Here is an 18568-nt window from a genome sequence, read left to right as displayed (position 1 = left end):
GAGAGCCAAGGATCAATCACATGAAAATCTGGAAAAAATTGGGTATCCGGACCCAAATTACCGTTGGCTTCCTGCCTCTTATCCTGCTGATGAGCGTATTGTCGCTGAGCGCGATCAACGGCATGAGCGGTCTCGCTTCGATGTTCACTTCCTACCGCGCCACCGCCGGACAGAGCGTCGCGGTCTCGGACTACAGCAACAGGCTGCACGAAATCCAGCTGGCCGCAGAAAGCTTCCGTACTAATCCCAGCGCCGACGTCGTCCAGTCTTTCAAGGAAGGCGTGAAGGCATTTTCGCTTGACGACCCGCGTCTGTCCGGCAACCAGGAACTGCAGCAGCAGATGGTCGAGATCCGCGCGGAGATCGGCACCTACAGCCAGGCCTTCGAAAAGATCGTCGCACTCCACACCAAGCGAGACGCGCTGATCGGCAAAGTCACCCAGTTCGGACCATGGACGAGCATAGCGCTGAACGACGTGATGCGCAGCGCGTGGAGACAGGGTGACGTCAGCACCCTTCATCTGGCGGGCGACGCTCTGGAGGCATTCAACCGAAGCCTCTATTTCTCCGAACGCTTCGTCCACGCCGACGATCTCCAGGCCTATGAAAGTGCACAGGCTGCGCTGAAGGAGGCGGTCGACCGCAATACGGCGCTCGGAAAAATCGCGCCCAACGAATTGCAGCAAAAGCGCATCGCCGGGGCAGCCCGCCTTATGCAAAACTACACCGCCCGTCTCGGCGACGTGAAGGATGTACTGCTCGCAAGCAACGCGATCCGGCAAAGCGAGCTCGATGTCCTTGCTCCGAAAATTGCCAGTGGTTTCAAAAGCCTGCAGTCAACGATCACCAACTCGCAAACGGCGCTGGACGGCTCGGTGGAAAGCACCGTGCAATCCGCCACGACGAAGACGCTGGTCATCAGCGCGATGCTCATTCTCGTTGGGTTGGTTCTCTCCTACGCCATCGGCCGCCTCATCTCTGCGGCAGTGCGCAGCATGGCGCTTGCCATGGAGAGGCTGGCACGCGGCGACGATACCATCGCCGTCGAAGGCACGGAATACCAGCACGAGCTAGGCGCCATGGCGCGATCGCTGAAAATCTTCCAGGAGACCGGCCGCGCCAAGCTGATCGCGGAAGCAAACGCCGAGCGCAGCCGCATTGCAGCGGAAGACGAAAGGCTCCGTCAGGAATCCGAGCGTCTGTCGGACGCACGCTCCATGGAGCACGCTTTCCAGCAGATTTCGGCCGGGCTCGACGCGCTGTCGCAAGGCGATCTGACTGTCCGCGTCGGCGCGGTGGATGCCCGCTACGAGACGATCCGCGACCATTTCAACAACTCCGTCGCATCTCTTGCAGAGGCAATCCAGTCGGTCATCCATGCCGTCAGCACGATCCGCTCCGGACTGAGCGAAATCTCCACGGCCTCGAATGATCTCGCACGGCGAACAGAGCAACAGGCAGCCTCGCTCGAGGAGACCGTTGCTGCACTCGGAGACGTGACGCGTGGCGTGAACGGAACTGCGGAGGGTGCAAGCCTTGCACAGACGACAGTTGCGACCGCCCGTATCAACGCCGAGAAGGGTGGCGAGATCGTCGCAAGCGCCATCGAGGCCATGACGGAAATCCAGGCTTCCTCGTCGAAGATCGGCAATATCATCAGCGTTATCGACGAAATCGCCTTCCAGACCAACCTGCTTGCGCTGAACGCCGGTGTCGAGGCAGCGCGCGCCGGTGAGGCCGGCAAGGGCTTTGCTGTCGTCGCACAGGAAGTCCGCGAGCTCGCCCAACGCTCCGCCAGCGCTGCAAAGGAGATCAAGACTTTGATTTCCGCCTCGTCGACGCAGGTGGCCACGGGTGTCAATCTCGTCAGCCAGTCCGGCGTTTCGCTTCGGGAAATCGTCCAGCAGGTCGTCGCGATGAGCGGAACCGTGGGTGAAATTGCGACGAGCGCACGCGAACAGGCCTCCAGCCTCCGCGAAGTTTCTGCCGCAGCGGACCAGATGGACAAGGTCACCCAGCAAAACGCCGCCATGGTGGAAGAAACGACCGCCGCAGCCCAAGGCCTGAGCCAGGAAACGGAAAATCTCGCCAACATGATCGGCCGCTTCCGCACCCAACGCTCCCACGGCCACCAACCCTTCGCCCTGGCATCGTAACCCCAGGCAGTCGCCCGGCTATCGAGGCCGGGCGAGCTTGCCCAGAGGTTATCGGGGAACAATTCCTTGCACGATCCGTGCTGCATTCTTCGAAGTAGATGGCCGACACTCGCCCGTCATCAAAAGTTCTTCAGCCGGGTGAATAGCATTTCAAGTGGTGAGCTCTGCGCCCACTTCCGCTACATGCAGCGCCAAAGCGCATCCGGAGCTTGGGTGACCGAGTTAACCAGCGGCACGCCTCAGGCAAAGCCGGGCTTGAAACCGATTGACCCTGCTCATGCCCGGTTAACCGCCGCTGCCGATGCCACCCTGAGAGCGTTCCGCTCGAAAAACCTAAACCTGCAAACATCGGCAGGACACTTGCTTCACTGCTCGCGGCACCACCAGGTCTCTCGACGTTATGGTGATAACTGCAGGCGATGCCGCGCCTCGGCTATCTCAACCTCGCTTCGGTCCTTCCCGGGCTTCTGGCTCGCCATGTCGTTATTTGCCGCGGTGCCCAACTAGCAGTCCCGCCGGCCGAGCATCGCCGGCAGAGCCGTTTCTGGCTTGGGGCCCTCATCACCAGTCCGTATTTATTCTACCATCGTCGTGACTGTCGCGTGGATCGGCTTGGCTGAAGGCGGCAGGCATTCGACTGCAACCTGAATGCCGCGCATTGCTGTCGTCGAGTGACGCGCTCGAGGGAGAGATCTTCCCGCACCCCAACAAGACGAAAGCAGCCCAAGGCTGCCGTGACTGGGATCAAAGCGGCTTTTGCGCACCGTAACACGACGCCTTTATGGTGGCGCGGGTGGAGAGATGAAACGCGAAGGGCCCGTATCGGTGATACGGGCCCTTCGGAGTGGCTGACATGCTCTTACGTTTGGGCTCAGAACTCTTCCCAGCTTTCGGCTTTGGCGGCGGTGTTGAGGCCGAAAGCTTTTGCGACCTGGCCTACCATGCGCCTTGCCGGGGAGGCCACAGGCTTCTGCCCTGCGTGGATCGGGGTTGGAGCATGGCTGGTGATTCTGCTTTTGGTGCTTGTCGTGGATGGAGCGCTGCGTCCGAGCTGGAACTGGCTGATCAACTGGCGAAGCTTGTCGGACTCGTCTGCTAGCGAGACGCTGGCCGCCGTGGCTTCCTCGACCATCGCCGCGTTTTGCTGGGTAACCTGGTCCATCTGGTTGACGGCCGTGTTGACTTCGGCAAGTCCGATCGACTGTTCCCGCGAGGACGTTGCGATAGCGTCGAGTTGGGTGTTGATCGAAATGACCTGGCCTTCGATGATCTTGAGGGCTTCGCCAGTGGCGGTCACCAGTTTGACGCCGCTTTCGACTTCGGTTGCCGAATTGCGGATCAGACCCTTGATTTCCTTTGCTGCCTGCGCTGAGCGTTGAGCCAGTTCACGCACTTCCTGCGCGACAACAGCAAAACCCTTGCCGGCCTCGCCGGCACGTGCGGCCTCGACGCCTGCATTCAGGGCGAGAAGGTTTGTCTGGAAGGCAATTTCGTCGATGACGCCGATGATGTTTGAGATCTGGGTGGAGGATTGCTCGATCCGCTGCATGGCATCGACAGCATTGGAGACAACCTCTCCGGATTGACGGGCTGACTGGTTGGCCTCGATTGCCACCGAGCGGGCTTCTTCGGCGCGCTTGGAGGAATTCGCGACATTGGTGGTGATCTGGTCGAGGGCTGCTGCAGTTTCTTCAAGGGCCGCAGCCTGCTGCTCGGTCCGCTTGGAAAGATCGTTGGCACTCTGGCTAAGCTCGCGGGAACCGCTGTCGATCGAGCCGGTTGCTTGGCTCACGGACGAAAGTGTCTCGCGGAGGCGTTCGACCGTGTTGTTGAAGTCCGACCGCAAGCCTTCGAAGGCAGCCGCAAACGGTTCGTTGAGCTGGAAGGTGAGGTCGCCGCTGGAGAGATGCTGCAAGCCATCGCCAAGACCGGACGTAGCCTGAGCCATCTCGCTCGCACGCCTCTGGTCCGCCTCTGCAGTGCGGGCACGTTCGGCTTCGCTTGTGTTACGGACAGTGGCTGCTTCCTGCTCCAGCTGGAGGCTGCGCAGACCGTTGTCCTTGAAGACCTGAACGGCCTTAGCCATCGTTCCGACTTCGTCACGGCGCTCGGTACCGGCAACGTTCGCAGACAGATCGCCACCGGCGAGCGTCCCCATCGTCTCGGCGAGGCCCCGGATCGGCATCACAAGCCACGAACGGATTGCAAAGAAGCCAATCGTAAGGACAACCAGAAGTCCGCCGACAACACCGACGATGGTGAGAACTGCCGTGTGATTGGACGACACGGTGAGGTCGTCGCTGTTCTGGCTGCTTGCAGCAGAGATCGTGTCCACCATTTGCGTGAAACGCGGCAACAAGGTTGCGAAACCTGGCTGGCATTCCTTCAGGAATACTTCCTGGCTTGCCGAAATATCGTCCGCCGTCGTCGATTTCTTGGCGAGAGCAACCGTGTTGCCGCAGGTGTTATCGATCAACGCCAGGCTATCCGCCTTGAGGGACGGCGCGTCCTTGTATGAAGGCAGGGCTGCGATCGCCAGATCCATGTATTTGATAAAATTATCATGTTGGGTCTGGAATTCCTTCGAAGCCTTCGCGTTGGCTTCATCCGACCGGGCTATCAGCAAGTCGCCGATTGCAGCGCGTGAGCCCTGCAGGGCTCTGTTTGCGCGAGCGGAGTACAGCGCAGCAATTGTCTCGTGATCCAGAAGATTACTGTAGGCCGTATCGGTTGCCTTGATCTGGAAGGCAGCATAACTCGCCACCCCGATGGCAAAGACGCCAAACAACGCCATGATGGACAGGAATTTTCCAATAATCGAGATATTTTTCATGATAACGACCCGTCGCTTGCGCCATAATTCGTAAAATTATTTAAGAACCTTCTAGATGACTAAAATGAAGAATAAGTTTATTTTAACTTACGAACATACAGGGTCGATTAACCTTAAAGTCTCTGCTGTGTCCTTGATAAGCCGTCAAGGACGAAACCTCAGGCCGTGAAGACGATACTTTCTGTTTACTGCCGGAGCGGGTCTTTGATCACAGGAATGCGAGGCTGCAAAGCCGGCGGCGACGGGCAAGAAAGCAAGGCTGATATCGTCATCGTAGTTCGATATGTTCAACTGCTTTTTGAGAAGAAGAGCAGACATGTGACGCTGCCTTTTTGATGCCGAGAGATGAACGCTAAAGCGGTAGGGATGGCGTTGGGCCGTTTTATTTTCGAGCGATTGCCCCAATCAAAAGAAGCGTGCCGATCCTAAAATTTTTATATTTGCCTTACGAAATAACTCCGGACTTGGAGGTGAGCCAGGATCATTGGTGCTTGTTTAACTCTTGGATGGCAGAGTCCGGATATATGAGCGGTTGTTTAATGGGCCTATTCTAAAAATATAAATGCTTATTAAAGCGGCAAAAGATTAGTAGAAAGGCAGTCATTTTGAGCCGCAATTCATAGCTGATCTCAGTGATAAATTTGGTTCTGCTGGGCGCGGGAAAAACTATTGTGCTGCAACTATCTTTTTTCGTGTGATTTTGAGCCAAAACAACCATTGGAATTAACTACTTTTATAAAATAGCATTATCGAGAAAGTGGCTTCCAATTAAAAATTTTCATCCAAAAATACGCCTAAATTAGTAAAATTTCATTTTTTATGGCGGTTTATGCGACGCATATTCTAATGCGGTATTTTAGTAAAAATCGCTATAATTTTTAATCGATAATTTCCTGTTGAAGGATCGATTATTCTGGTCAATCATTTGTTAACACAAACAACTTGTTAACATATGAGGCGGCGTAATGAGTAAGATTGCGACATTTTTTCTATGGATGCTGAGTGCATTGTTTGCTGCATTCCTTATTACCCAGCCGTTGGGTAACTCGGTGCAGCTTTTTCTTTCTGTGAGCATCATTGTTGTTCTCTTGGTCATCAGCCTTTTGAAGCTGGATGGGATCTGGCGCCACATTTTCTTGGCTTTGGGTTCAATCGTCATTTTGAGGTACGCATACTGGCGTACGACAAGTACACTTCCCTCCATAGATGATCTGTACTCTTTCTTTCCGGCAATTATACTTTATCTCGCCGAGATGTACTGCGTCGTTATGCTCGCTATCAGCCTCTTTGTTATTTCTGATCCATTGGAGCGCGAAGATGCGCCACGGCTGAGCGACGAGGATGCCCCGAGCGTCGACGTCTTCGTGCCCTCCTACAACGAGAGCAGCGATATCCTGGCGCTGACGCTCTCGGCTGCAAAAGCCATGTATTATCCGCAGGACAAGCTGAAGGTTTTCCTGCTTGACGATGGTGGCACTGAACAGAAGCGGTTTTCCGACAATGCCGATGTCGCCGAGGCTGCGAAAGTCAGAGCCGCCATGCTCAAGGATCTCTGTGCCGATCTCGGCGTGACCTACATGACGCGCGCTGAAAACGTCCATGCCAAGGCCGGCAACCTGAACGCCGGACTAATGAACACCCATGGCGAACTGATCGTCGTCTTCGACGCCGATCATGCGCCGGAACGTAATTTCCTGCTCGAGACCGTTGGCTATTTCGCCAAAGACGAGAACCTGTTCCTGGTGCAGACGCCGCACTTCTTCTCGAACCCCGATCCGGTCGAGCACAATCTCAATACCTTCAAGACGATGCCTTCCGAGAACGAGATGTTCTACGGAAAGATCCAGAAGGGCCTCGATCGCTGGAATGCCTCGTTTTTCTGCGGTTCGGCGGCGGTTCTTCGTCGCGAAGCCCTGGAAGAAGTCGGCGGCTTCTCCGGTATCACCATCACGGAAGACTGCGAGACCGCGCTCGAATTGCATTCGCGTGGTTGGAACAGCGTCTATGTGGACAAGCCGCTGGTGTCCGGCCTCCAGCCCGAAACCTTCTCCAGCTTTATTGGACAGCGCACCCGGTGGTGCAGTGGCATGGTCCAGATCCTGCTGCTGAAGAACCCGCTGCTGAAAAGCGGACTGAGCTTCGCCCAGCGCATCTGCTACCTGTCCAGTGCCCTCTTCTGGTTCTTTCCCTTTGTCCGCGCAGTCTTCGTCATCGCACCGCTGCTCTTCATTCTGCTCAACATGAAGATCTTCGTTGCCTCATCCGAGGACTTCATCGCCCACACGATCACCTATCTCATCGTCAGCGAACTGATTCGCAATTATCTCTACGGCAGCGTTCGCTGGCCCTGGATTTCCGAACTCTATGAATATCTGCAGTCGGTCTATCTTTTCCGTGCCATCGTCGGCGTCGTGCTCCATCCGCGCAGGCCAACCTTCAACGTGACGGCAAAGGGCCAGAACACGACGGGCGAGCGCCTTTCCGAACTTTCGCTGCCCTATTTCGTGATCTTCGCCATCCTCGCCGGTACGCTCGCCTTCTCCGCCTATCGCTACAATACCGAGCCTGAAATCGGCAATCTGCTGCTGATCGTCGGCGCGTGGAACCTGCTCAATCTCATCATTGCCGGTGCTGCGCTTGGCGTCATCACCGAACGTCGCAACGATGTTTCCGGCATCGAACTGCCGTCCAAGGTCAACGTCGAACTGACCTTTGCCCAGGCCACCATCCACGGCGTTGTCAACAAGGCCTCGTCTGCCGGCGCCACTGTCACCTTGCCGAAGGGCGTCGCCCAGGCCATGCGCAAGGGCGACTACGGCAGGCTTTCGGTGGTCAAGCCAAGTTCAGGCATGATCGTCATATCCATGCCGATCACCGTCGCCGCCCAGCCGGCGCTCGACCAGCAGGTTCTGACGCTGAAATTCGATCCGGAACCGCACCACTACCCGGTCATCGCAGAATTGATCCTCAGCGATCTCAGCGATGTGCGTGCGAACCGGTCGAGCAGACAAAAACGACGCAACATCATCGTCGCAACGGCCGTGCTGATGCGCTGGGCAGTGACCAGCCCGATCAAGGCTCTCGGATGGGCGATGGTCGGCGGTTCGGCAGGGGCCCGTCGCCAGCCGTCGCAGGACAAAGCTCCCGCCAACAACAACGTGGCCAAATCTTTCGTCGAAACAAACCTCAAGGAAGGTGCGAAATGAACTCCCTCGCTCGTTACAAGCTCGCCCTTGCCGGCGCTGCGTTCGCCGTGGTTTGCGACGCCTCGCTCGCCCATTCGCAACAGGCTTTTTCGCTGGGCACCGCACCTGCCGCCCATTCCTCGGACAAGATGTCCGTTGAAACCGACGACCGTAACCTTCGCCGCATTGGCGCCGACCGCCGCGGGATGTTCTTCAACGGGGAAAGCACCAGCAACGAATATCCGTTCTATGCGCTTCCCTCGGAAATCGCAGGCTCTGCGAAACTTGTTCTCTGGATGCAGACGGCAATTTCCGCTGCGCCGGAAAACTCCTCCATGCGCGTTTTCGTCAACGACCAGGATGTCGGTTCCATCAAGCTGCAGTCAGGCGCACCGTATCGCGTCGAGATGAAGGTGCCGAACGGCGTCATCCAGCCAGGCTACAATGCCGTCTCCATCCTTGTGGACCAGAAGCACCGCGTCGATTGCTCGATCGATGCAACTTACGAATTGTGGACGCAGATCGATCCAGAGCGCAGCGGATTTGTATTTTCCGAAGGCGGCAGGCTGATGGGCGACACGATGCCGGATCTGATCGCCCGCGGCGGCATGATCGATGGTCGCACCGCCATCCAGGGCTCGATCGCCCCCGGCGCAACCGGTACCGACTACAATCGCACCATCACGGCGATCGAAGCCTTGACGATCATCGGCAATTTCGACCGTCCTGCGGTATCGATCGGCCAGCAGGCGGCGGATGACCGCAGCATCGGCGTCGTCGTCGGAACCCGGGGCACCGTTGCCGAAATTCTCGGCCAGCAGGCAGATTCAATCCTCAAGGACGGTATCAACGTGCTGCCGGCCGGACACGGCAAGGGTCAGACCCTCGTGGTCACGGGCCGGACCGCAGCCGATGTCGATGCATCGCTTGAAATCCTCAAGGCCGAGGCGGAAAAGGGTCAGTCGGACGGGACCCCACAGGGGCTGAGGGCGCTGGCCAACAGCAAGGGTCGCCTGCTTTCGCCGGGCTCGACAGTGCCCTTGCGTAACCTCGGCCTGATTGCCGAACCATTTTCGGGCCGTCTCTACAAGCAGCAGATCAACTTTTCGATGCCGTCGGATTTCTATCCCGGCGACTATGGCTCCCTCGTCCTGCACCTGAGCGCACAGTATGCCGCAAATCTTTCGCGCGATGCGGAACTGATCGTCCGGGCAAACGACGAGACGGTCGCCGATATCAATCTCGGTTCCAGTCGCAGCGGCCTGATCGACGACCAGCGTCTTCCGGTGCCGCTCAGCAAGCTTCGTCCCGGCGAGAACACCATCCAGTTCGAAGCCCGGCTTCCCGTTCCTGCCGACGTGACCTGCGACCCCGTCGGCAAGGGGGGAGAAGACCGTCCGCGCCTGCTGGTGCTCGGCAAGAGCTTCCTCGAGGTTCCGCAATTCGCCCGCGTCGGCCGCTATCCGGATATTGCCGCCCTGGTCTCCGGCAGTGCCTTCGACGAGCGGGTGGGCAGTGCGCCGATCGCGCTTTATGTACCGAACCTCAACTCGACCGCGCTCAGTGCCGCCGCTTCGTTCATGGCCAAGATGGCTTATTCGTCCGGCCACATACTGCCGGTCAACGTCACCGCCACGGTACCGGATCTTCATCAGCCGAATGTCATGGCGTTCGGGACGTTCAGCCAGCTTCCTTCCGATGTTGTGACGCCGACGGGCCTCGATCTTTCGACCCGCATTACAAGCCCGGGACCGGCCATCAATGCGCCGACGCAAGAGGTCGCGTCTGCTCTTTCGTTCCGCGATACCAAAGACACAGCGCCGGCCACAGGCACCGATGGCGACGTCACCGGGCAAATGCTGGGATATGTCGGTCAGATCAAGACTGTCCTGACAGATCGCGTCGGGGCGCAGATCGACAAGCTGCGCCATGAAGTCTCGGCCATGGGCCAGCCGGAAGAAGTCCGCTACCAGCCCAAGGCGGAAACCGCCTTGCTGATTGCACAGAAAGACATGAAGGGCGCTGCCGGCGTCTGGACTGTTGTCGCATCGCCATCCGAACAGGGGCTGACGGCAACCGTCGATGCCATCATGGACCGGTCGACCTGGACCCGGCTGAATGGATCCGTGCAGGCATTTTCGACGACCGGACAGGTCATCGACGAGATCGCGCCGAGCAAGGTTGCGCTGTTTCAGACCCAGCCTGCGAATGCGGGTAATCTGCGGCTGATCGTTGCCGGCTGGTTTTCCCACCACGTACTGGAATACACGCTTGCACAGATCATCGCCGCACTTCTCCTCGGTGCCTCGACATTCCTGCTGCTGAAGCTGGGGCGTCCGAAATGGTAAAGGCAAAACTGCTGGTCAGGTCCCTGTTGATTGTCGGGACCCTGGCCGGCTCGGCGGGCATCAGTCACGGACAGGACGAAGGGCTGATCGCGGACGACCTGGTTACGGGATCGTGGCTTCTCTACCGGAGCGACTACATCACGCCTGAAGGCCGTGTGATCGATACCCGAGCCGGCGGGGTAAGCCACAGCGAAGGGCAGGGATACGGCATGTTGATTGCCGCATCCACGGGCGATCGCCGCATGTTCGATCGCATGTGGAACTGGACAAAGGCCAATCTCTATGTCCGGGGCGACGGATTGGCGGCCTGGCGATGGGATCCCAATGCGACCCCACGGGTCACGGACGGCAACAACGCTACGGACGGAGACCTGCTGATCGGCTGGGCGCTGGCCCGCGCTGCACAGAAATGGCAGGACGCAGCCTATGCCCGGGACGCCAAGGCAGTGGCCGAGGCCATCTCCAGCCGGCTGGTTATTGAGACGAGCTTTGGCAAGGCGCTTCTGCCGGGATCGAAGGGCTTCGGCGCCAACGAACAGCCGGATGGGCCTGTCGTCAATCTTTCCTACTGGGTCTACCCGGCCATCAAGGAGCTTGGCGATCTCTCGGCGGGGTTCCCAGCAACCCAGCTGATCGCGACCGGCCTGTCACTCACCAGGATGGCGCGTTTCGGTCCCGCCGAGTTGCCATCCGACTGGATATCGCTGAAGGGGCGGACACCTCAACCGGCAGCAGGCTACGCCGCGCAATTCGGCCAGGATGCCATCCGGGTGCCGATGTATGTGGCCTGGTTCTCGAGGGACTACCCCGACATTCTCGAGAAATTCAATGCTGCGTTTGAGCAGCGTAGCGGTGGCAAGCCTGCCGTCATCGACCTTGACACGGCGGATCCTGTCGCCGTGTTGCCCGATCCTGGATATCGCGCTGTCGTCGACCTCGTCGCTTGCAGCCTCGGCGCTGAGAAGACGGCCGTACATGCCGCCGCTTTTCAGCCGACCGATTACTATCCATCGACCTTGCATCTCCTCAGTCTCATCGCACTTGCAGAAAGGTATCCAAGATGTCTGCCCGATCTTCAATGACAACAGTCCTGCTTTGCAGTTGCGCATTCTTGCTGCTTCCGAACTTCGCTCACGTCTCGACCACAAGCGCCGAGGACCTCGGGGCTGGCTGGGTCAACAGCGTCGTCCCAGCGGCACAAAGCGCAACTGTAGTGATGCCGGATGCCGTTTCCAACACGGTTACGCCGGCTCCGGCGACGAAGCCAATCGTACAACCCGTCATCCTGCCTGATGCAAAACCGCAGCAGTCGCAGGCGGTTATCGTCAATGTCGAGCCGGGTCAAAATCCGTTTACGCCAGCCTCCGGCGCTGCATCGCCAGCGGCTGCCCCGGTGGTCAGGACGCCCGTGCCGCAGCAGTTTCCTGTCGGTAGCCCATCGGTCGCCGGTACTCCAAAAGACGTGACCGTTTCCGGACCCCAGCCCGGATCCTCGGAGATCAAGGTCGATGACACGGCGCTGCGCTACTATGCCAAGACCCGCGACCTGAAGCGGCTCGGCGCAGAGCTACGCCGGCTGAAAGGGCTTTACCCAACCTGGGAGGCGTCCGAAGACCTCTTCAGTGCACAAACGACGACCGTCAACGAACAGCCTTTGTGGGATATGTACGGAGCCGGCAATTTCACCGGCATGCGAGCCGAAATTGCGCGCCTGGCCGGCAGCAATCCGGAATGGAAGCCGTCTAACGACCTGATGACCAAGCTGGCGATCGGCGAAACGCGCAAGCTGATCGACCGCATCTACCAGCAGGGCAACTGGGCCCAGGTCGTCGCCACGGCGCAGCAGCAGCCGCAGCTGCTGGCGTGCAGCGAAATGAACACGATGTGGCAGGTTGGCGAGGCGCTCGCAAAAACCGGCGACATGGCCCGTTCCTTCGACCTCTACAAGTATATCCTGACCGAGTGCGACGGAGCACCGGAACGGCTGGCCACCATGCAGAAGGCAAGCGCTCTCCTGCCGCCTGCGGGCGCCAACTCGCTGATGGCGTTCGCACGCATCGGGCCTGACGGGACATCCGAGTTTGCCAACTTCACCTTCGACAATCTACGCAAGGAAATGGGATTGTTTGCCAGCGGCGATCATCTGGCGCAGAGCCCGACGGAAAGCGAGCTTCAGGCTTTCGGCGCTTATGTCCAGTCTGCAAAATCCGCGGCCGATGCGGGCCTGTTCGGATGGTATTATTACAGCCAGCAGCAGTGGCAGGCAGCCAATGCCTGGTTTGTTGCCGGCACGCGTTACGGCCCCGACATGAAAAATGTCGAAGGCGTCATCCTGACCTTGCGAAACCTGGACAAGGTTCAGGATGCATTGGCCCTGGCATCGCGCTTTGCGGACAAGTCGGACGACATACGCAAGGAATATATCGAGATCGTTGCGGGTGAACTGACCGACAAGGATTCCAAGCTGCAACTCAATGAAAAGGACATTGCGACCTTCAAGGACCATGTCTTCGCCGCCAAGTCTGCCCTTGGCGCGCAGGCGCTCGGTTGGAAACTGCTGAAAGACAAGGGCACGAAGGAAGCACAACCGCTTTTCGCGCAGTCTGTCGAGTGGGAGCCGACGGAGGGGGGTGTCATCGGCGAGGCGGTTCTTGCGAGCAGAAGCAAGGATTTCACCAAGGTTGCCGCACTCAAGCGCGAATATGCAGATCGCTTTCCGGGCTTGAACGACTTCAAAACCTTCGTGCCCAAGAAGCCAAAACGCGTCGTCAGAACCGTTTCGGCAAAGCCTACACCACAAAAGCGCGTCGTCGGTTCGAAGAACTGGCCGTTCTGAGCGGCCACTTCGCGTCGAAGCAGGTTGGAAGCGATGAATACCTCCGCGCTCAGGGCGCCGGATAGAGGGCGGAGGTACGGCCTGTGAGATAGTAGCCGGCAAGGCCGATCCACTCGCGTCCGGCAATGCCGAGGAGCTCGCTGTTAAGCGATGGCTGGGTTGCGTCGAGCCCCAGTGTGTCTTTGCCGCCCGAGCGATAGTCCACCGGCCAGGGGACGACCGGGATGTCGAGTTTGCGGAAAATCCCCATTGCGCGCGGCATGTGGAAGCCGGAGGTGATCAGCAGGCAATTGCTGAGACCGTTGCTGGCCAGCAGCGCCCTGGTGTTGACGGCGTTTTCGTAGGTTGTCCGCGAGCTGCGGTCCTCGATGAGGCGGGCTTTGTCGATGCCGAAGGCTGTAAACATCCGCTCGCCTATGATCGCATCGCCTTCGAGATGGCCGGTGATGGTGCCGTCGCCGCCGGAGATCAGAACGCGCGAGCGGGGATATTTCATCGCCAACCGGAGCGCCTCGACGAATCGATCGCCGGCTGCATTGAGATCGTAGCCGCCTCGACCGGTGGTGACCTCGGTAGCAAATCCGCCGCCGAGGACGATCATGCATTCGAGTGTGGCGGGATCGGCGACGGGGCGGGGGAAGCGGTCTTCAAGGGTCTCGATCAGTACCGAGCCGGCCGAGGTGAAGAGCGTGACGAAAAGGATCGATACCGACAGCGCGGAGGAGACGATGCCCAGTCGATGGCGCCGGAGGAGTGCTGCAAGCAGCGCCAAGAGGCCGAAAAAGAAGGCGAGCGACAGAGGCTGGCACAGGATCCAGACGAGTTTGGAAATCACGAACATGCAGGCACTCCGGCAGCGACGCGCCTTCCTAACAGATTTTACTGTGTGAAAAAGCCCTGTTAGGGCGCCCGTCCCGCAGCCAGGGCCTGGCGGGCGACGCGCTGCCGATAGCGGTGCTGCAGGGCAGGAGGGATGATGAGTGTCACAAAGGCGGCGATAAGCGCCATGACAGCCACGAACAACAGGGCCTTGGCTGCAAATTGATGCACCAGCAACGCGCCGACGACGGCGCCGGCCAGCATTCCGATCCAGGGGACGATCTGTATCGTCCACGCGAAATCCCTGTCGCCGACCATCAGGCGGCCGATGCCGCGACCGAAACGCGACAGCGCACCGGTGACATAGGTCAGGCCGATCGGCAGCCCCTCGACATGTTCGACCGTCGCATTGATCATGCCCATCGCCAGCACCACGAGATAGAATTGCGTCACGACGTTGGACGGGGATGCGAAGGTGGAGGCGAGCGACAAGAGGACGCTGACCCACCCGAGAACGACGAAGGCCGGCCGGCTGGCGGCATGGGCGAGCACGACGCCGAGCGCGTTACCGCCGACGAAAATCAGGATTGCCGCCAGAAGCACGAGACCATGCCGGGTTTGGCCATTGCCTAGAGCGATGGCCGCCCTGGTTGTATTGCCGGTCATGAACGAGACGAAGTCGCCGCTCAGCACAAGGCCGACGGCATCCGTCATACCGGCGATGAAGGAAATCAGGCCGACGAGCGCAAGGCCCGTCGTCTTCCGGCGTATCTTGATCAGGCGGCGTCGATAGAGGGTCATGGCGTTTCTGCGGCTACGGATGGTGCATGCTATTCCGGCCATGGTTGGGAGGCCAGAAGAAATTGCGGACGCGGCGCTGAGAACTGGGGATCGCCGGTCAGTCCTCGACGTGCACGTCTATGCGTTTGCCCGTTGTGCCATGGCCGTAGATATCGACCTTGATATGGACATCGCCGGCAATGATCCGTTCGGCCGCGTCGCCTTCGATCTCGCCATCGGCCAGCATCGCCTCCATGAGCTGGCGATTGGCGGGGCTGGCGAAAAAGGTATCGGTTTCGTCGTCCGCGTCCATCAGATGAAAGTGGTGATAATTGGCCCGATCCTGGCGGATAATCTGCCACGGCTCGGAGAGGCGGTCACCGTTCGAATTGATGATGTCGACGGCGCTGATAAAGGCCCGGTAGCTCTCGATGAGCTGGCCGCGGTCGGTCGAGATGGAAGACTGCGCGCCGACCGGCAGCGTCAGCACGGTCGAGAACAACAGCGTTGCGGCAAAGAGCTTCATGATTTCCCCCTCGAAAGACCATGCGTAATGCATATGCAACCGGAAAGCCATCGACGGTATGCGCCTCTCTCCCTTGAGCCGGACGAAGGCGCGTGATGCGGAGTTTGCCTTGAGGGGTTTAGCTGTAAAGTGAGGCCGCCACCTTCGACCTTGCGGTGTGCAGGCGACGGCCTCGGGCCCGACCAAAGGCCTATAGGGATACGACCATCGCGCTAAATTAGTTTCAGCCGTTTAACGGTTTTGCTGTTTCCGCGTCAGGATACCTGCAGACGTCAATCCTGGCCGCGACCGCGAAAGGCTTTCGGTGTTTCGTTTGCCTCATGGCAGCGGGCGAGCGTCTCGAGCCATTCTCCGAGAGCCGCGGGTACCTCGACGGCGCCAACCTCCAGCGCTTCGACCCAGGACAGGTCGCATTGCAGGGCACTTGCCAGGTTGATGGGTGTCCAGCGGATATGCAGCAGACACTCGTTGAAGCGGGCAGGCGTCATCAGTCGGTCCTCCGTGAGGTTGTTGATAGCGATTCGGTCATGGATGCCCCGGCCCGACCCGCAGACCTATCGATAACCGATCCGTGCGGCATGAGCATGGATTATTCATGTCGCAGTTTAGCCGAGGTGCCGTAGACGACAGTCAAGCATGCAGGCGCAGCAATGACATAAAAGCTTCGTATTATCTTTAATCTCTTGTTGGATTCGACGGCTAGGCTGCGGAAAGGTGCAGTAAAAGAATAGCATCGGGGAAAGAATGGCAATTCTCGGACGTATTCGTAAAATAATGCGCCATGCGGTCGCCTGTTTTCTAGTTGGTCTCCTGTTTTTCGGCGGACATCTCGCCTTGCTGCAGGCAACGGGAAATTTCCATACGGTGATCCCCGGCCAGTTGTACCGCTCCGCGCAGCCCTCGGGTGCGCAACTTGAGAGCTATGTTCACCAGTACGGCATAAAGACGATCGTCAATCTTCGCGGTAGCAACGACCAGCCATGGTACCGGGAGGAGACGGCCGTCGCCCGGCGTCTCGGGGTGCAGCATATCGATTTCGGCATGTCGGCGACGAAAATCCTGAGAGTGGACAAGGCCGTTGCCCTGATCGACATCATGAAGACAGCCTCAAGGCCGATCCTGGTGCATTGCATGTCCGGCGCCGACAGAACCGGCCTGTTTTCGCTGATCTACAGCTACGAGGTCGCGGGTGTTCCCGAGGATGTTGCGGAATGGCAGTTGTCCGTGCTGTTCGGACATATCGGCGTTCCATATCTGTCAGCCAGCTTCGCCATGGACCGCAGCTGGAAGGATCTCGAGCATCATCTGGACGTCAGGGAAGGCGGCTGAATTCACATGCTGCTGGACGTTTTGCCGTCTGGTTGTAACATTGGATTGCTAATAAGGTCGGCAGCAGCAATCTCCAGCGGTTTACTCTATGTTTTCTCACATTCTCCGGTTGGCGACCGGTCGTGGCGTGCCTTCTGACTATGCCGACCGGACGGTCGATCGTGCCGCCGGGAATGACGTTGCTCTACCGGCGGATTGGACCGTAGCGCACGCAGCGCCGTTCTCGATTCCGTCTTTATCGGTCTATTCCGCCCTTCTTGTCATGGTCGCACTTACCTTGTGGCGGATCGTGACCCTTTCATTCGATACGACGGATCTATTCGTCGACGAGGCACAGTACTGGCTGTGGTCGCAGAGCCTCGACTTCGGCTATTATTCGAAGCCGCCGATGATCGCCTGGATCCTCAGAGCGATGTTGGAGATTTCCGGCTCGAGTAGCATCTTCTGGATCAGGATCTGCGGGCCGCTGCTGCATCTCGCAACCGGGCTGGCGCTGATGCAGGTCGCATTGCGGCTGTTCGACAGGGAGATCGCTGTCTGGGCCGGCGTCACCTACATCACACTGCCGGGTGTGGCGCTGTCGTCGGTGTTCTTCTCGACGGATGTGCCGCTGCTGTTTTTCCTCGCGGTCGCTCTTGCGGCCTACGTGGTGCTGACCGGCAGGCGATCCGTGACGATTGCCGTTGCGCTTGGCCTTGCCGTTGCAGGCGCCTTCCTGTCGAAATACGCGATCCTGTTTCTGTTGCCGGGTGGCCTGATCGCAATTGCGTGCGTCCCAAAGGCGCGCATCGCGTGGCGCGACGCCTGGATCGCTGTGGCTGTGGCCAGTGCCGGCTGCCTGCCAAACATCTGGTGGAACCTCGAAAACCGGATGGTCACCGTCAAGCATACCGAGAATATTGCCCACTGGGGACGGCTCAATCCGCACCTGTCGGGCGGGCTGGAATTTTTCGGTGCCCAGTTCGGCGTGGTTGGACCGATCGTGTTTGCGGCGATCCTCATCGCCGGCTACCGGGTGCTGAGGCGGGGAGGCGAGTGGCGCGAGCAGATGCTGGTCTGGCTGTCCCTGCCGATCATAGCACTGATCTCCCTGCAGGCGACCCTTGCCAAGGCCTATGCCAACTGGGCGGCCACGGCCTATGTCGCCGGCACGCTGCTCGCCGTCTGGACCCTGCGGCGCGTCTGGCCGCAGGGCCTCAAATGGTCGTTGCTGCTGAACGGGACGGTATCCTGCCTGGTGGCAACGGCGCCAGTGTTTGCCATACCCGTCAGCGAGAGCGGTGCTTCTATTGTGCTGGATCGCTATCTCGGCCGCAGCAAGGTCAGCAACGATGCTGCCGCACTCGCCCGAACGCTTGGACTAAGGGATATCGTCAGCGACGACAGGGATATTCTTGCCGACATGTTCTATACGTTGCGGGCGCGGGGATATAGCATCTACGCCAGCGGCGACCCTGATGCGCCGCAGAGTTATTACGATCAGAAGTTCCCGGTGCCGAAGTCCCTGCACGGTTCCGTGCTCTTCGTATCCACTCATCCGAACGCTTGTCCGACCGGACCCCAGGCGCCGGCGGCGACCTGGCAACCGCAGACGGGCAACTATCGCGGCAAGACGATCTATGCCTACAGGCTGGATGCGTCCTGTCTGGCCACCGGTGGCGGCCTGTAGGCCGACAAAAGGGGCGATGTGCCCTCGGGTGGCAGTCGCATCGGCTATATCATCCAGTTTCCCCGTACTTCATTGGAAGTTAACACA

General features: G+C 59.0%; 12 protein-coding genes. 7 read left to right on the top strand and 5 right to left on the bottom strand.

Annotated features, from left to right (window positions below; all coding sequences use genetic code 11):
* Positions 1-20: 20 nt before the first annotated feature.
* Positions 21-2156, top strand: coding sequence for a methyl-accepting chemotaxis protein (locus tag J5274_RS01315; RefSeq protein WP_143123268.1), 2136 nt, complete (start codon positions 21-23; stop codon positions 2154-2156).
* Between the two features lie 871 nt (positions 2157-3027).
* On the opposite strand, the gene J5274_RS01310 is transcribed toward J5274_RS01315, so the two are convergent.
* Positions 3028-4989, bottom strand: coding sequence for a methyl-accepting chemotaxis protein (locus J5274_RS01310; RefSeq protein WP_219274732.1), 1962 nt, complete (start codon positions 4987-4989; stop codon positions 3028-3030).
* 965 nt (positions 4990-5954) lie between these two features.
* Here J5274_RS01310 and bcsA point away from each other — a divergent pair.
* The 4 genes from bcsA to J5274_RS01290 are packed head-to-tail and all read left to right on the top strand — an operon-like array spanning position 5955 to position 13358.
* Positions 5955-8195, top strand: a complete 2241-nt coding sequence (bcsA, locus tag J5274_RS01305; protein ID WP_142831550.1) for a UDP-forming cellulose synthase catalytic subunit — start codon at positions 5955-5957, stop codon at positions 8193-8195.
* Positions 8192-10522: a cellulose biosynthesis cyclic di-GMP-binding regulatory protein BcsB gene (locus J5274_RS01300; protein ID WP_161990997.1), complete on the top strand. Its 2331-nt coding sequence runs from the start codon at positions 8192-8194 to the stop codon at positions 10520-10522. The genes bcsA and J5274_RS01300 overlap by 4 nt, the downstream gene beginning before the upstream one ends.
* Positions 10516-11604, top strand: a complete 1089-nt coding sequence (locus J5274_RS01295) for a glycosyl hydrolase family 8 (RefSeq protein ID WP_142831548.1) — start codon at positions 10516-10518, stop codon at positions 11602-11604. Before J5274_RS01300 ends, J5274_RS01295 begins: the two co-directional genes overlap by 7 nt.
* Positions 11601-13358, top strand: a complete 1758-nt coding sequence (locus J5274_RS01290) for a hypothetical protein (RefSeq protein ID WP_142831547.1) — start codon at positions 11601-11603, stop codon at positions 13356-13358. Before J5274_RS01295 ends, J5274_RS01290 begins: the two co-directional genes overlap by 4 nt.
* 49 nt (positions 13359-13407) lie before the next feature.
* Here J5274_RS01290 and J5274_RS01285 read toward each other — a convergent pair whose 3' ends face one another.
* From J5274_RS01285 to J5274_RS01270, 4 genes are all read right to left on the bottom strand, one after another.
* Positions 13408-14199, bottom strand: coding sequence for a YdcF family protein (locus J5274_RS01285; protein WP_142831546.1), 792 nt, complete (start codon positions 14197-14199; stop codon positions 13408-13410).
* A 59-nt stretch (positions 14200-14258) separates the two neighbouring features.
* Positions 14259-14978, bottom strand: a complete 720-nt coding sequence (locus tag J5274_RS01280; RefSeq protein WP_142831545.1) for a YoaK family protein — start codon at positions 14976-14978, stop codon at positions 14259-14261.
* A 97-nt stretch (positions 14979-15075) separates the two neighbouring features.
* Positions 15076-15483 (bottom strand): hypothetical protein, encoded by a 408-nt coding sequence (locus tag J5274_RS01275; RefSeq protein ID WP_142831544.1) that lies wholly within the window; start codon positions 15481-15483, stop codon positions 15076-15078.
* A gap of 272 nt (positions 15484-15755) precedes the next feature.
* Entirely contained in the window at positions 15756-15971 is a 216-nt protein-coding gene (locus tag J5274_RS01270; RefSeq protein ID WP_142831543.1) for a hypothetical protein, read from the bottom strand.
* A gap of 256 nt (positions 15972-16227) precedes the next feature.
* On the opposite strand from J5274_RS01270, the gene J5274_RS01265 reads away from it, so the two are divergent.
* Both J5274_RS01265 and J5274_RS01260 read left to right on the top strand, forming a co-directional pair.
* Complete coding sequence (locus J5274_RS01265) at positions 16228-16812, top strand: dual specificity protein phosphatase family protein (RefSeq protein WP_142831542.1); 585 nt, start codon at positions 16228-16230, stop codon at positions 16810-16812.
* Positions 16813-17074: 262 nt separating this feature from the next.
* Positions 17075-18481 (top strand): glycosyltransferase family 39 protein, encoded by a 1407-nt coding sequence (locus J5274_RS01260; protein ID WP_142831568.1) that lies wholly within the window; start codon positions 17075-17077, stop codon positions 18479-18481.
* Positions 18482-18568: the final 87 nt, after the last annotated feature.

It is taken from the genome of Rhizobium sp. L51/94, assembly GCF_019355555.1.
GTDB lineage: Bacteria > Pseudomonadota > Alphaproteobacteria > Rhizobiales > Rhizobiaceae > Rhizobium > Rhizobium rhododendri.
Note: the sequence above shows the minus strand (reverse complement) of the source record. Positions and strands in the feature narration are given on the sequence as shown.

Coding starts and splice junctions, on each gene's coding strand:
- J5274_RS01315 (WP_143123268.1), top strand. CDS start 21: ATGAAAATCTGGAAAAAATTGGGTATCCGGACCCAAATTACCGTTGGC.
- J5274_RS01310 (WP_219274732.1), bottom strand. CDS start 4,989: ATGAAAAATATCTCGATTATTGGAAAATTCCTGTCCATCATGGCGTTG.
- bcsA (WP_142831550.1), top strand. CDS start 5,955: ATGAGTAAGATTGCGACATTTTTTCTATGGATGCTGAGTGCATTGTTT.
- J5274_RS01300 (WP_161990997.1), top strand. CDS start 8,192: ATGAACTCCCTCGCTCGTTACAAGCTCGCCCTTGCCGGCGCTGCGTTC.
- J5274_RS01295 (WP_142831548.1), top strand. CDS start 10,516: ATGGTAAAGGCAAAACTGCTGGTCAGGTCCCTGTTGATTGTCGGGACC.
- J5274_RS01290 (WP_142831547.1), top strand. CDS start 11,601: ATGACAACAGTCCTGCTTTGCAGTTGCGCATTCTTGCTGCTTCCGAAC.
- J5274_RS01285 (WP_142831546.1), bottom strand. CDS start 14,199: ATGTTCGTGATTTCCAAACTCGTCTGGATCCTGTGCCAGCCTCTGTCG.
- J5274_RS01280 (WP_142831545.1), bottom strand. CDS start 14,978: ATGACCCTCTATCGACGCCGCCTGATCAAGATACGCCGGAAGACGACG.
- J5274_RS01275 (WP_142831544.1), bottom strand. CDS start 15,483: ATGAAGCTCTTTGCCGCAACGCTGTTGTTCTCGACCGTGCTGACGCTG.
- J5274_RS01270 (WP_142831543.1), bottom strand. CDS start 15,971: ATGACGCCTGCCCGCTTCAACGAGTGTCTGCTGCATATCCGCTGGACA.
- J5274_RS01265 (WP_142831542.1), top strand. CDS start 16,228: ATGGCAATTCTCGGACGTATTCGTAAAATAATGCGCCATGCGGTCGCC.
- J5274_RS01260 (WP_142831568.1), top strand. CDS start 17,075: ATGGTCGCACTTACCTTGTGGCGGATCGTGACCCTTTCATTCGATACG.